Source organism: bacterium (genome assembly GCA_035559435.1).
GTDB lineage: Bacteria > Zixibacteria > MSB-5A5 > WJJR01 > WJJR01 > JACQFV01.
Map to the genome: position 1 here is coordinate 1 of DATMBC010000053.1, position 13,562 is coordinate 13,562.

Consider the following 13,562-nt stretch of genomic DNA (forward strand, 5'->3'; position numbering starts at 1 on the left):
GGCCAAGGTGGCCTCGCGGGCAGAAATCCAGATCACCACATCGCCGTCGCGCACGCTCACGGTGTCGACAGCGACGATCGCCCGCGACGACCATGCCTCCGCGGTTGCTGGCTGAATCAGTCGCAGTCGCAACCCGGCCAGGGCCGGATCTTTCACCGTGGCGACCACCGTACCGCAGACGCGTCCCAGTTTCATGGCCGGCGCCGCCTCATTTGCGGAAGATGACCTGTCCGTCGCGGTCAACCTGATCGACGATGCCGACGATGACGGCGTCGACCGGAGCCTCGGCCAGCCCCGCGGCGGCACGGGCCGAAGAGCCGCGCACGACGATGACGCGCTCGCCTTCACCGGCGCCCACCGTGTCGATCGCCACGGTCGCCGCGGCCCTGGCGTCGCGTTCCTCCGCGTCGGCCACCAACAGCAGCTTGTACCCCTGCAACTGCGGGACCTTCTGGCTCGCGACGACCGTGCCGATGACCGTCATAATGTCCATTGTGTGCCAACGAATGAGACATCGCCTGCGATGTCAACGGCGATTCTGTCGCGTCCCAGGCGAGCGAAGCTACCCGAAGAAGCGTTTGACGATGTAGGCGGCGACGTAGGCGATGGCGCCGCAGATCGGGAAGGTGAGCACCCAGGCCAGCGCGACATGTCCGGCGATGTCCCAGCGGACATGCCGGAGCTTGCGCGAGGCGGCCACGCCCATCATCGAGGTGATAATGGTGTGGGTGGTTGACAACGGAATGCCGAAGCGCGAGGCGAAGAAGATGGTGCCGCCGGCGGCCACCTGGGCGCAGAACCCCTGCCAGGGGCGCAAGTCGACCATCTTCATGCCCATTTCCTGGATGATCTTCCAGCCGCCCACCGACGTTCCCAATCCCATGACCAGGGCACAGACGAGCACGACCCAGATGGGCACCTGGAACGTCGAGGTCACCCCGCCCAGCAGAAGCACGAGGGCAAAGACGCCGATGAACTTCTGTCCGTCGTTGGAGCCGTGATTGAACGCCATGAAGGCGGCGGTGATGATCTGCCAGCGTCGGAAGGACTTGCCGGTGCTCGATGGCGGACTGGAGGCCACGGCGCGCCGCACCAGCCGTGTGAAGAAAAACGCAAAGAGGAATCCGACCACACCGGAGAGGAACAGGCCGATCAGGACCTTCCTCCACCCTTCCCAGAGCAGGGCCTCCGGACCGGCAACGGCCAGCGATGCCCCGGCCAGACCCGCCACCAGCGCGTGGGACTCGCTGGTCGGCATGCCGAAGCGCGCGGCGACGCTGCTCCAGATGATGATGCCCAAGAGCGCCGCCCCAATGGTCGGAAGGTTTATAGCCCCACTGTCGACAATTCCCTTGCCGATGGTAGCGGCGACGGCGGTGCCGGAGAAGACGCCGATGACATTGAAGACCACGGCCATCGCCACCGCGCTGCCACGGGACATGACGCGGGTGGAGACCACGGTCGCAATCGCATTGGGCGCATCGGTCCAGCCGTTGACGAACTCCGCGGCCAGAATGAGCAGGATGACGACGATCAGGACCGGATCCATCGACGGCTCTTAGCTCTCTTTGCGGGCAATCGACATGGCCAGCGTGGCCACGTGATGGCAGGAATCGGTCACATCCTCGAGTTTTTCGAAGATCGACTGCCAGACCAGGATGGCCTTGGCATCATGCTCGTGGACGAAGACGGTGGCCAGACTGTCGGTTAAGAGCCGGTCGCCATCCTCCTCGAGGGCCTCGATGCGGGAGACCCGCTCGCGCAGGCGCAGGACATCGGGCTTGGCCATCCCGGCGATGATTCCGATCAATTCGCGGCACATCTCCACGATCAGCTTGCAGAACTCGATCGCCTCCGACCGTCCCTCGACGATGTGGTAGGCCTTGACGTAGATGACCACCTTCTTGATCTGGTCGATGACGCGGTCGAGCTCGTGGACCAGCTTGTCGATGTCGTCCTTGTGCAGGCGGGTGATGAAGGTCTTGTCGACGATCAAGTGGATGTGCTCCTTGAAATCGTCGCCGGCGTGCTCCATCTCGATCACCTTGGCGGCGACGGTGGCGACATACTCGCGTCCTTTGCTGATGTTGAGAAACAGCGAGTGCAGTTCATCGGCGCAGGCGGCCGTGTTGCGGATGTGCTTCTCGAAGAGATCCTGGATTCGATCGTCGCGAGTTTCCCCGAAGAGCATAGCCCCTCCTTGAGTGCCTTTGCACGGTGACGCGCCACTGGGCGGCCGCGGATGATACGGCGGACGCTGTCCAAATTCCACCGCCCCGCGCAGGCACGGTTGTCCGCACCGGTTTGAGTGACAGGGTGTGGATAAGTCGGGTTGGCTGGCAGTTTCCCCATGTCGCTTATCCCTGAGAGTTCGCAGTAGCCCTTGCCGGGCCGGGCAGTTAGATTCCGGCCCCGGGGACAAGTCGGGCATACGCCCGAAACATTCGCCGTCGATCCCCGTAAACCCAAGCGCAGGCACAAGGTGGCCGAGAGCGACGAACAATTAATCAAAGATGCCCTCGCCGGCGATCAACGTGCCTACAAGGAGTTGTTGGCGCGGCACCGACAATCAATCTTCCACGTGATCTTCAAGATTGTCCGGAGCAACGAGGAAGCCGCCGACCTGGTGCAGGAAACGTTCATGAAGGCCTTCGGGTCGCTGGCCTCCTACCGGTTCGAGTACCGGTTTTCGACCTGGCTTTACAAGATTGCGGCGAACAATGCGATCGATCATCTGCGAAAAAAACGCATCGAGGCGCTCTCGCTGGACCGTCCGGTCCAGACCAAGGACGGCGAAGTCGCGCTCGAAATCCCCGACTGGTCGCAGAATCCCGAAGAGGATCTTTACCGCAAGCGGCGGGCGGTCACCATTGGCGATGCCATCGATGCCCTCCCCGCCAAATACCGCGAAGTCATCGTGCTGCGTCACCAGCAGGACCGCTCGTACGAGGAGATCGCCGAGCAACTGCACATCCCGGTGGGAACCGTCAAGGCCCGCATCTTTCGCGCCCGCGAACTGCTCAAGAAGAAACTTAAAGGTATCGTGTAGTCGCTTCCCGACACGTGGAGGTATCAGATGCGCATGACCCGTCCCGTCCTGGCCGGGGCCACGCTGACGGTGGCGCTCGCTTTGGGTGTCACCGCGTCGGCCCGGACGTTGGAGACCTTCAAGCACTCCGAGACCCGCACCTTGGACGTCGGCACCGCGCCGCATGTCGTCATTGAGGCGATCTCCGGCGATGTGTCCTATCGCGGGCAGGATGGCGCCACCGCCCAGGTCGAGGTCGCCATCGATGTCCGGGCAAAGACTGAGGCGGAAGCGGCGGACATCCGCGCGCACTTGAAGCTCTATATCGAAAGCGAGAACGGATTCCTCGATGTGCGGATGGAAGACACCCGCGAATTCTACGAGTGGTTGCGCGACGAGTACGGCCGGGATTACGCCGCGACCGTCAGCTTCCATGTCACCGGCCCGCGCGGCGCCGAAGGAACGCTCTCGTCGGTGTCGGGCTGGGTGGAGGCAACCGACCTGGCCGGCCCGGTGGAAGCCACCTCGGTCTCGGGGGATGTGACGGTGACGGGAGTGCAGAAGACCGTGCGCGCATCCTCAACGTCGGGCAATGTCGATGTGCGCCGCGCCGGAGAGGCGGTGTTCGCCGAATCGGTGTCCGGCGATGTCGGCGTGGCCGATTGCGGCGGCGACCTCGATTTGGAGTCGACTTCGGGTTCGGTCAAAGCGCGGGGCGCGGGAGGGACGGTCACCGCGCAGACGGTCTCCGGCGACATCGAAGTCATGGAGGCGTCGTTGGATGTCGACGCCGAATCGATCTCCGGCATGATCTGGGTCGAAACGCAGGACGGCGAAGTGCGCGCCTCGACCACCTCGGGAGACATCACGATTTCCTCGCCGACCGACGGCGACATCGATGTGCAATCGGTCAGCGGCTCGGTGCGTCTGTCCATCGAGCCGAAGGCCTTTGGCGACGTGAGTCTCTCGTCGCCGTCGGGCGAAATTGACACGGCCGTGCCGATGCAGGTCTCGCACAAGACGCGGCGGCGGTTGGAGGGGCGGCTCGGCGACGGCACTGCGGTGTTGCGTGTGAGCACCAACTCTGGCGACATTACTATCAGCGCGCTCTGACGCGGGATCACCGGATGACCATCACGACCGCCATACGCCGATTCGCCGGGGCTGCCTTGCTGGCCGTTGCCCTGACGGCCACGGCGGTGGCGATCGACGATTCGGTCGTGGCGCCGGTGCCCGTGATCCCCGACGTGCCCAAGGTGCGGATTCTGCGCAACGAAGGGGAGCCGACGCGGGTCCTGGTGGAAACGCAGGTGCTGCAGAGGATCCAGCTGCCCGACGATTCCATCTACGCCAAAGAAATCCGCATCGACTTCGGCGGCATCCGGCTGGTGACCCGCGAGGGCGAGGAGATCGTTCTTCCGGCGATACCCATTGCGCCAGTGCCACCGATCACGGTTTCCGATTTCCCTGATTCGCTGGACTTCGAACTGGTCCTGCCCGGCGGCGGATCGGTGATTCACGTTGAGCGCGATGGACGCGCCGATCAGATCACGCAGATCGCCAGCAACATCACCGTCCGGGCCGATGAAGTGCTGCGCGGCGACGTCATCTGCATCTTCTGCGATATCGACGTGGCCGGCACGGTCACCGGGTCGGCGGTGTCGGTCTTCGGTGATGTCAACGTCGAGGGGCTGGTCGGGCAGGAAGTGGTCGCGCCGTTCGGCCAGGCGCGCATTGCCGCCAACGGCCAGGTGCGCGATGATGTCGTCGCATCCAAAATCGTGCGCGAACCGGGCGGCCGCATCGACGGCACCCGGCAGGAGGTCTTCCCCAACATCTTCGGCGGCGACGACGGCCTCTCCGCGATGGTGTCGCGGCACACGATCACGATCGTCGTGGTGCTGAAGATCCTTTTCTGGTTCTTCCTGGTGCTTTTGGCGCACGCGCTGGCGGCGCGCAACATCGTCAAGGTCAAGGCGCGGATACAGACATCGTATTTCAAGTCGTTCATGATCGGCGTGCTCGCGCAGATCCTGCTGTTGCCCGTCTTCCTCCTGCTTTTGGTCACGATCATTGGCATTCCGATCGCGCTGTTTGTCCTGCCGCTCATGCTGTTTGCCGGGCTGGTCCTGGCGCAGGCGGCGGTCGGGCAGTTGGTGGGTGACAAGATCGCGGAGAACACCACGCTGGCGTTGCACTCGTCGCTGTCGCGCACGATGTTCGGAGTGGCGGCGCTGCAGGTGTTCGCCTACCTCACGATCATTTTCATCTGGCCGGCCGGGCACGGCAGTTCCGGCGGCGCGTTCCGCCTGATCACGCTCATCATGTTCCTGCTCTCGGCGATTCTCGGGTACGTCGTGATGACGCTGGGCACCGGCGCGGTGATCCTGACACGGTTCGGGACACGTCCGAAGGAAGCGCCGGCGGCCGAGATTACTCCCCTGCCCGAAGCGCCAATCCCGCCCGATCCGGCAGTCACGCCCCTGCCGTTTGCGCCGCGCCGTCCCGACACACCCGGCCCCGACCCGCTGCGAACGTAGCGTTCGATCCCATCCCGCTGAGCCACGGCGGGTCGGTCCTGACGCAAGGAGCGCGTCAGGACCGCCCGTCCCTACGTATGGCATCGGAATAACCGCTTCCCTTGTGTGTATTCAGGCTGCAATCTCACGGCGGAGGAGCAATTGCCACACGTCGTAGCGAGGGTAGTCCCGTTTGTCGTCGCACTTTTCGCGTTGGTCGAAAGCGCTTGCGATGATAAACCCACACCTCCACACGTCTACTCGCCATACCCTCAGCAACTGTATGATCTGAGTGCAGACTCGCATTACGTTTACTTCCGCGATGATGGAACCGCATTCGGCCGTCCCGCGGGGATCTACCGTTTTCCACTGGACGGAAAACCGGTGGTCGAGCCGGTGGTCGTTCATCCGTCTGCTTACTTTCCCCGAATTAGCCCCAGTGGAAGACGATTGGCGTTCGTGGACCTGGCAAGCGCACTGATCATACGTGACATCGCGGAAGAACAAGACTCCGTTATCCTCCGGGCAGACATCGTCGATATCGACTGGTACAACGAAGACACACTCATCTGCGGGGTCTACCACGGGCAGGTGATTTTGGTCGAGATCACAACAGGCAGAACGAACGTCATTTGGAGTGGAAATGGCTGGCAGACAACCGTCGCCGAGCAGGGCCGTGTTGCAATGATCGAATACTACGCGGAAACTGCCATCGTGGATTCCTCCGCGGTTGTCACGTCGGACGTCGGCGGAAGCCCTGCGCAACTCTTGACGATCTTTCGCAAAGAGTATTGTGCAGCCCCGGAGTTATCCAGAGGAGGGGATAGGATCGTATTGATACGAGACTTTCTGTTCGATCCGCGACTAGCGCTTGTCACAGTTCCGGGTGGCATCGTGACTGATGCGTTAGCCCTGCACACAGCAGATCCATATTACCTCGATGACCACCTGATCATTTACGTACACCTCGGGGACAAGAGCGTAGGGGGGACGGACCAGATCTGGATCATGAACGATGATGGCTCCGGAATGCGGCGCCTGCTACCCAACGAGGCGTCAGGTTCGATGACATCAGCGGAATCTCCATTGGGAAGGCATTAGCGAGCAGGCTCAGCGGAAGCCTCGCCCTCCCGTACGGCATTGGGGCCGGGCAGGCTATTCGCCCTGCGGCTATACGAGCACCACTGCATGAAAACCGAAAGGCCCCGTTCGATTGGAACGGGGCCCCTCTTTGCCGATATTCTGTTTTGACCGGACCGCCGTTCAATCCAGATACGCGCGCAGCGATTTGCAGCGCGACGCATGCCGCAGGCGGCGGATCGCCTTCTCTTTGATCTGGCGCACCCGCTCACGGGTGAGATTGAAGCGCACGCCGATCTCCTCCAGCGTCAGCGCCTTCTCGTGCGACAGACCAAAGTACAGGTTGATCACCTCGGCTTCACGCGGGGTCAGCGTGTCGAGCGCCTTCTCGATCTCCAGACGCAGCGAGTCCTTCAAAAGCGACTCATCCGGCGCCGGCTGCAATTCGTCTTCGAGCACGTCGATCAGACTGTTGTCCTCCGACGTCGAAAACGGCGCATCCAGCGACAAATGCGTGTTGGAGATCTTCAGCGTGTCGGAGACTTCCGCCTCCGACAGCTCGAGCTCCTTGGCGATCTCGTCGGGCGAGGGTTCGCGTCCGAACTCCTGTTCGAGCGAGCTGGCGATCTTGCCGATTTTGTGCAGGGTGCCGACCCGGTTGAGCGGGAGGCGCACAATGCGCGACTGCTCCGCCAACGCCTGCAGGATCGCCTGACGAATCCACCAGACGGCGTAGGAGATGAACTTGAAGCCGCGCGTCTCATCGAAGCGCTTGGCGGCCTTGATCAGTCCGATGTTGCCCTCGTTGATCAGGTCGGCCAGGGACAGGCCCTGGTTCTGATACTGTTTGGCCACGGACACGACAAAGCGCAGATTCGCCTTCGTGAGCTTCTCCAGCGCCGTGCCGTCCCCCTGCTTGATGCGCTTGGCGAGGGAGACTTCCTGGGCCGGCGTGAGCAGCGGCGTTTCGCCGATCTCCTTCAGGTACAAATCCAGCGACCGGTCTTCATCCCGGTACTTGCGAGAGGTTCTTACGCTCGTACCCGTTCCTCCTATGAATAGGGTTTGACGTCCCCTAATGCGACGGGCGCACGGAGATGTAGCCGGTGCGTCCGCGCTGGTCATAGACCAGGAACGACACCGCCTTCTCGTTGGCTTTGCGCGCCGCCACGTCCAGAAAATCGTTCACATCGCGGATCGGCTCATGGTCGATCTCGGCGATGATCATGCCTTCGCGAATGCCCTTGTCGTAGGCCGGCCCGGTGCGGTCGATGTCGACCACGATCACGCCGGGGTTGTACTCGGCGCCGAATTCCTGCGCCAGACTGGGGGTGGCGGTTTCGACCCGCATGCCCAGCCACATCATGTCGGGCGCGACCGGCGTCGGAGAGAAATCCTCCTCGGTCTCGGTCGAGGTCGCCTGGCGGGCGGCATCGCGGTCACCCAGGGTCACATCGATGGTCATCGGCTCGCCGTTGCGGATCAGATCGAGCCGCACCACCGCCCCGGCGCGGGCGCGCCAGATGGTGCGCATGAAATGCTGGGCATCGATGATCCGCTCGCCGTTGACACGAAGCACGACATCGCCGACACGCAACTGGGCGCGCTCGGCGGGGGTGCGCGGCAACACGCGGTTGATGATCACGCCCTCGGCGGAGGCCAACCCCTCGGCCTCCACGTCGTCCCATTCCAGATCGCGCGGTTCGATCCCCAGCCAGCCGCGCTTGACCCGCCCCTCGGCCAGCAGATCGGGGATCACCAGCTTGGCGAAGTCGACCGGTATGGCAAAGCCGATGCCGACGCTTGAACCGGTCGGACTGGCGATCGCCGAGTTGATGCCGATCACCTCGCCGTCGAGATTGATCAGCGGACCGCCGGAGTTACCGGGGTTGATCGACGCGTCGGTCTGAATGAAATCCTGATAGACCGGCGTCTCATCGCCGAAGTACAGCGACTTGCGTCCGAGCGCCGAGATCACGCCCACGGTGACGGTGCGGTCCAGCCCCTGCGACGGGAACGGATTGCCGATGGCGATCACCCAATCGCCAACCAGAAGTGAATCGGAGCTGCCCAGCGCAATCGCCGGCAGCGGGTGGTCGGCGTCGATTTTCAACAGCGCCAGATCGGTCGCCTGATCGGAGCCGACCACGCGCGCCGGAAATTCCTTTTTGTCCGAGAGCCGTACGGTGATGTTGTCGGCCCCGGAGATCACGTGGTAGTTGGTGATGATGTAGCCGTCGGAACGGTAGATGAACCCCGATCCGAGCGACTTCTGCCGGCTCGGTCCGCCGCGGTCGCCGAACCAATCCTCGAAGAATGGTTCGAAGTTGTGATAGCGGCGGGCATCGACGACCTTCTCGGCCGAAATGTTGACAACCGCGTCCTTGACGCGCTCAACCACGGCGACGAAGGGGCTTCTCCCTTCGGCGTTGACCCAGCCGCCCTTGGGCGCCAACTGCGCCGGCGCCGGAACGGCGGTCAAGACCAGCGCCACCACCAGCGCCATCATTGACAAGACAACGATCCGAGATCCCCTGCTTTGTCCCATCCCGGTTCCCTGGTGCTTCGGAAACATGCACACCCCCATCATAGTGTTGTGACGATCGCAATCAGTCCCATTACGCCATCGTTCTATCGCGTTAGGGAGAGATTTGTTCCCCGATCGTCGTACGGTCACTCAATGGGGGACTCAGTCGCGCCGCGGCAAGACGGAAAATCGTGTCATCCAAGACTGGACTGCGTTGACGACGGTGCCGCCCTGACCGCCAAAATCGTTCCGCCCGGCGGCCTGAAAACGGCCCGGTTTCCCCAAAACCCAATGCATATACGGCACTCGGCCGCACCTGTTGCTGAAAAGGCGACAGAATTTAACACCCGCACCACACGAACTTGACACAGCAAATCGTCTGCGCGCGGATGGCCGGTTACTTCTTTTCGATACTGAAAAGCCGTGAATCGCCGCGTCCGAGCCGTAACTCGATGCCCGACTTAAGGTCTTTGGCCGCAACGCGATGCACCTCGGTCCCCAGGAAATCCGTCAACGAGACTTTTGGCGCTGCCAGCCCGATCATCGCCAGATCGACGCTTACAATCACGCTGCGCACCGAGGCGGCCAGCGACTGGTCGGTCACCCCGGTGGTTTCGGCGATGTCGTAGACCATGAGCAGCCCGCCCTTCTGGTGGACCTGTACGGCGACATGGACGCGCGGATCGCTGCACCAGACCGGCGAATCCAGCTTGCTCTGCGCCAGGACTTCCTTGAAGAAGACCAGTTTTTCCGGGTGCAGATGCGAGCCGGGGGCGAAGGTCAGCACGGTCACCTGTCCCTTGCCGCACTTGTTGGAGGCGGCCAGGAGTTTGGCGCCCGATTTGGCGAGTTTGGCGGCGCGGGTCGGAGCGCGCTTGATCGTGCCGAGGGCGTTGACCGTGAACTTGCCCGCCTTGGTCTCGACCTCGGTGATGGCGCGTTCGATCGCTGTCTTAAAGCCGATCGCCTTGGCGAGGACCTCGCAGGGCTCATAGTGCTCGTCGCGGGTGGGCACGGCGCCATAGATGATCAGATGCGCGCCGCCCTTGGCCAGGTCGGCCAGTCTTTCCTGCGTGGCCGCGTCCATCGTCTCGCCGCACGGGACAATGATGGTGCCGTATTTGTCGAGACGGTCGGTCACGCCCAATTCGAAGATGCGGTAATCGTGGGAGAGCGCCATTAAGTCGGCGGCGATGGCGTCGAAGCCGGCGCCGACCAGATCGCCGATGTAGCCGTCGGGATCGTACTCGCCGACGGAGGCGGCGCGCAGATAGGGACGGTACTGCGCCAGCGCGACATCGGCAAAGTCGCGCATCGTTTCGAACTTCAATTCGACCAGGCGAGTGGTGGCCTGCGAAACGATGTCAAACGACGGCAGAATGGCGCCGTCGGATTCGAGCGCGCCGTCATACCAGCGCTGGCGTCCGACGAACATGTGGTAGTTGAAACCCTTCAATCCGGCGGCCAGCGAGGCGACGATCAGCCGCTTGGTGTCCAGCGAGGTGATCGGGTGGTAGGCATGGCCGGCGACGGGGTCGGCGTGGCGGTTGCCAACGCTGAGGCGCCCGGCGAAGCCGGTTGGCTGCCAGCCGGAGACCGAGCGGGCGCGACGGACGGTCTGCGCGAACGGACGGTCCCAGTCGAGATTGACGGTGAAGATCGTGCGGCCGTTGTTGCGCGCCCCGGCCAGGTCAGGAAAGAAATAGGCGCCGTTGAAAGCCAGCGACCGGGTGAACAACACCGAAACCTCGGTCTGCGAGAGCAACTCGGCGAGGAAGTCGGCGTAACGGTTGACCGTCCACTCGCGGAACTCGACCCAGTCCATCAGCCGCAGGAATTCGTGCGGCGATTTGCCGATCGACGGATCGGGCGGGACCGCCTCGCCGAAGTCCTTGAGTTTCGCCTTCCAGACCTTGTTGAGTTTGTCGATCCCGTGGTACTTCTCAGAAAGGAAGCGGGCAAAGTGCGCGCGCGAGCCCTGCGGGCTGTAGTCGGCCGAGAAGGGATCGAAGTGGCCGCCGAAGCTGGTCTCATGGTCCAGCTCGATCATGAAGACCGGCCCGCGCGGGTAGATGTAATTCTTCACCACTTCGGAGAGGACGGCGAAGTAGTTCTTGAGCTGGATCTGGAAACGGTTGCCGAGATAGGGCGGCAATGGCACCGGCTTGGCGCCTCCCCCCGGCTCGGCGATCACCGGCTCGCCGGCGTGGTTGGTGGCGACATTCTCCGGATGGCGCAGGACAAACTCCGGCAGGCCGCCGTTGTCGCATTCGGAGGCGACCCACGGCCCGGGACGCAGCAGAATCTTGAAGCCGAATTCGCGGCACAGCTCGAGAAAGACAATCAGGTCACGGGCCGGATCGGTGGTGCCGGCGAAGTCGAGTTCCCCCTGGCGCGGCTCATGAATATTCCATGGCACCGCGGTGGAGATGATCCGGAAGTTGGCCTTGCGGATGCGCTCAAAACAGATCGACCAGTGCCGCTTGGCGACACGGAAGTAATGCATCTCGGCGGCAAAGGGCGGGAACTCCTCCTTGCCGATGACGAACTTGTGGTCGATGACCCGAAGTGAGGCGCGCGAATCCCTTGTCCCGCCGATAGTTAGGACGAAGGGTTCCTTGCTGCGGTCGTCCATAGTGGTCTATAGTCTCCTAATGGGAAAGCGACAAGTATAACGAAGCGGCCAGCAACGTCAAGGTTTATCTTATAACATATTGCTAATTAATGCGTTACCAGATCGAAACCTGACCTGCCGCGATGGTGTCAAAATGGCAGCATCTGTAGCGGCATGGACAATGGCGCAAAAAAGATTGCTTCGTCGTCGTCCGCCTGCGGCGGACTCCTCCTCGCAACGACGTTATGGCATAATTCTCCTCCCGTGGACGCACCGCAATGACGATGGGGGCATTGACACGGCGACGACTCCGCCGTGCTCGTAGATCCCGCGACACCACCTCACCCGCAGTCGTAGGTCAGGAGCCCAGCGCAACGACATTCCCGTGAGGTTGAGGCCAACCAGCGCGCGGCGCTCATGACCTACCAAGGCCTGGAACGATGGCCGCCCTCACCGTCATTGCGAGGAGGCGCGAATCGCCAAAGGCGGATCAAGCCGACTAAGCACTCTTTTTTGTCTCGGTTGGCAACAAAAAGGCCGCGGGTCAATCAACCCGCGGCCTTCCAAAGAAATCGGAGTCGCGCTACTTCATCAGCACCATCTTACGCGTGCTGGTGAAATCGCCGGCCTGAATGCGGTAGAAGTAGACGCCGGTGGCCACGACGGTGCCATCGTCGGAGCGGCCATCCCAGTCGGTCTGGTGGGTGCCGGCGACACGGAACTCATTGACCAGCGTGCGCACCTTGCGGCCGAGGATGTTGTAAACGTCGATTTTCACATCGCCGTCGGTCGGCAACTTGAAACGGATCACCGTGCCGGCGTTGAACGGGTTCGGGTAGTTCTGCTCGAGCTCATAGTCCTGCGGGATGATACCGGTCTCGAGTTCCTTCACCGCGTCGCCGGTCAGGGTGATGATGCCAGGCGTGAATGTCGGAGTCACGACATCAGTGTTTCTGTCAACATACTGGTTGATGTTCGCGGGCGTAACGCAGCAACTGTCGACCATGAACGTCCCCTCATTGCCATTCACCGGGAAGACAAAGCGGAACGAGGGCGATCCCTGCGGGTCGCTGCCCGGCGTCAGCACAATTTCCTCGCCAATGCCCTCGTCACCGGTCGACACGGTGGCATGAAGGAAACCATCGGGAGAGTTGACATCGGGCAAGGCAGTGGCCGTCTGAAACACATCGTTGTGTCCGGCGCATGTACCGGATGGCGCGGCATACTTTCGATTGGTAATGTTGGCTGCCGGCCAGTTCGCACCCGCTGGTCCCAATGGGCTGTTGTCGACGCGTCCACCCGGGACCGCTTCCCACTTAAAGTTGCCGCTGGACAGTGTGCCGCCCATATAAGCGCCGCCGCTCACGGTCTTCAACTGGAGCGCGAGCACCAAGGCGACGATGTCGACGTCATTGCTGACGTAGACACCGACGGTACAGGCCGCAGTGTTAATCGGGAAAGATTTCGACTCCGCCACGACCGAATTGGCCGCGAAGGCACTGGAGTGTGCGATAGCCAGGGTGACAATCACCGCGGCCAGAACGCCTACGATCCGTCGCATTCGTGTGCTCCTCATCTCCGACAGGATGCTTCTTCCGTGTTTATGGGAACCGCGACATTGCGACGCCAGCCCCCGATTTCCTCAACGCGAAGCCCATGTCTACCATAGACTCCAAGCCCAAATTGGAATCGGGGTAGGTCTTTGTCAACAGCAAATTCTGCGTTTTCACCCGCCTCTCCCGTCGGGAGGGCCGCTCCAGTGACAAAAACGGGAGAGGCGGGGTGTGACCCCGC

At 62.3% G+C, this 13,562-nt stretch carries 12 protein-coding genes; 4 read left to right on the forward strand and 8 right to left on the reverse strand.

Going from position 1 to position 13,562, the window contains the following annotated elements; all coding sequences use genetic code 11:
• The 4 genes from VNN55_05980 to VNN55_05995 form a co-directional block, all read right to left on the reverse strand.
• Positions 1 to 195 (reverse strand): EutN/CcmL family microcompartment protein (locus VNN55_05980; protein ID HWO57096.1); only part of this gene is annotated, 195 nt, incomplete at its 3' end.
• Between the two features lie 13 nt (positions 196 to 208).
• The gene (locus tag VNN55_05985) at positions 209 to 493 is read right to left on the reverse strand and encodes a EutN/CcmL family microcompartment protein (GenBank protein ID HWO57097.1); all 285 of its coding nucleotides are present in this window, start codon (positions 491 to 493) and stop codon (positions 209 to 211) included.
• A gap of 69 nt (positions 494 to 562) precedes the next feature.
• Positions 563 to 1,549, reverse strand: coding sequence for an inorganic phosphate transporter (locus VNN55_05990; protein ID HWO57098.1), 987 nt, complete (start codon positions 1,547 to 1,549; stop codon positions 563 to 565).
• A 9-nt stretch (positions 1,550 to 1,558) separates the two neighbouring features.
• Positions 1,559 to 2,191: a DUF47 family protein gene (locus VNN55_05995; protein HWO57099.1), complete on the reverse strand. Its 633-nt coding sequence runs from the start codon at positions 2,189 to 2,191 to the stop codon at positions 1,559 to 1,561.
• A 291-nt stretch (positions 2,192 to 2,482) separates the two neighbouring features.
• Between VNN55_05995 and VNN55_06000 the strand changes: the two genes are divergently transcribed.
• The 4 genes from VNN55_06000 to VNN55_06015 all read left to right on the forward strand — a co-directional run bounded on the left by VNN55_06000 (position 2,483) and on the right by VNN55_06015 (position 6,648).
• Positions 2,483 to 3,049, forward strand: a complete 567-nt coding sequence (locus VNN55_06000; GenBank protein HWO57100.1) for a sigma-70 family RNA polymerase sigma factor — start codon at positions 2,483 to 2,485, stop codon at positions 3,047 to 3,049.
• Between the two features lie 33 nt (positions 3,050 to 3,082).
• Positions 3,083 to 4,141 carry a DUF4097 family beta strand repeat-containing protein gene (locus VNN55_06005; protein HWO57101.1) on the forward strand — a complete coding sequence of 353 codons (1,059 nt, stop codon included), beginning with the start codon at positions 3,083 to 3,085 and terminating at the stop codon, positions 4,139 to 4,141.
• Between the two features lie 14 nt (positions 4,142 to 4,155).
• Positions 4,156 to 5,568 (forward strand): hypothetical protein, encoded by a 1,413-nt coding sequence (locus VNN55_06010; GenBank protein ID HWO57102.1) that lies wholly within the window; start codon positions 4,156 to 4,158, stop codon positions 5,566 to 5,568.
• A gap of 438 nt (positions 5,569 to 6,006) precedes the next feature.
• A complete protein-coding gene (locus VNN55_06015) occupies positions 6,007 to 6,648 on the forward strand; it encodes a hypothetical protein (protein HWO57103.1) in 642 nt (213 codons plus the stop codon).
• A gap of 162 nt (positions 6,649 to 6,810) precedes the next feature.
• Here VNN55_06015 and VNN55_06020 read toward each other — a convergent pair whose 3' ends face one another.
• The 4 genes from VNN55_06020 to VNN55_06035 all read right to left on the reverse strand — a co-directional run bounded on the left by VNN55_06020 (position 6,811) and on the right by VNN55_06035 (position 13,329).
• A complete protein-coding gene (locus VNN55_06020) occupies positions 6,811 to 7,683 on the reverse strand; it encodes a sigma-70 family RNA polymerase sigma factor (protein ID HWO57104.1) in 873 nt (290 codons plus the stop codon).
• Between the two features lie 19 nt (positions 7,684 to 7,702).
• Complete coding sequence (locus tag VNN55_06025; GenBank protein HWO57105.1) at positions 7,703 to 9,136, reverse strand: Do family serine endopeptidase; 1,434 nt, start codon at positions 9,134 to 9,136, stop codon at positions 7,703 to 7,705.
• A 415-nt stretch (positions 9,137 to 9,551) separates the two neighbouring features.
• Positions 9,552 to 11,789: a beta-galactosidase gene (locus VNN55_06030; protein HWO57106.1), complete on the reverse strand. Its 2,238-nt coding sequence runs from the start codon at positions 11,787 to 11,789 to the stop codon at positions 9,552 to 9,554.
• A gap of 562 nt (positions 11,790 to 12,351) precedes the next feature.
• On the reverse strand, positions 12,352 to 13,329 hold the full coding sequence (locus tag VNN55_06035) for a T9SS type A sorting domain-containing protein (protein HWO57107.1): 978 nt from the start codon (positions 13,327 to 13,329) through the stop codon (positions 12,352 to 12,354).
• Between the last annotated feature and the right edge of the window lie 233 nt (positions 13,330 to 13,562).

Excerpts from the sequence above, each read along its gene's own strand:
- VNN55_06010 (HWO57102.1), top strand. The coding sequence starts at position 4,156 with ATGACCATCACGACCGCCATACGCCGATTCGCCGGGGCTGCCTTGCTG.
- VNN55_05985 (HWO57097.1), bottom strand. The coding sequence starts at position 493 with ATGGACATTATGACGGTCATCGGCACGGTCGTCGCGAGCCAGAAGGTC.
- VNN55_06030 (HWO57106.1), bottom strand. The coding sequence starts at position 11,789 with ATGGACGACCGCAGCAAGGAACCCTTCGTCCTAACTATCGGCGGGACA.
- VNN55_05990 (HWO57098.1), bottom strand. The coding sequence starts at position 1,549 with ATGGATCCGGTCCTGATCGTCGTCATCCTGCTCATTCTGGCCGCGGAG.
- VNN55_06025 (HWO57105.1), bottom strand. The coding sequence starts at position 9,136 with ATGATGGCGCTGGTGGTGGCGCTGGTCTTGACCGCCGTTCCGGCGCCG.
- VNN55_06035 (HWO57107.1), bottom strand. The coding sequence starts at position 13,329 with ATGCGACGGATCGTAGGCGTTCTGGCCGCGGTGATTGTCACCCTGGCT.
- VNN55_06005 (HWO57101.1), top strand. The coding sequence starts at position 3,083 with ATGACCCGTCCCGTCCTGGCCGGGGCCACGCTGACGGTGGCGCTCGCT.
- VNN55_05995 (HWO57099.1), bottom strand. The coding sequence starts at position 2,191 with ATGCTCTTCGGGGAAACTCGCGACGATCGAATCCAGGATCTCTTCGAG.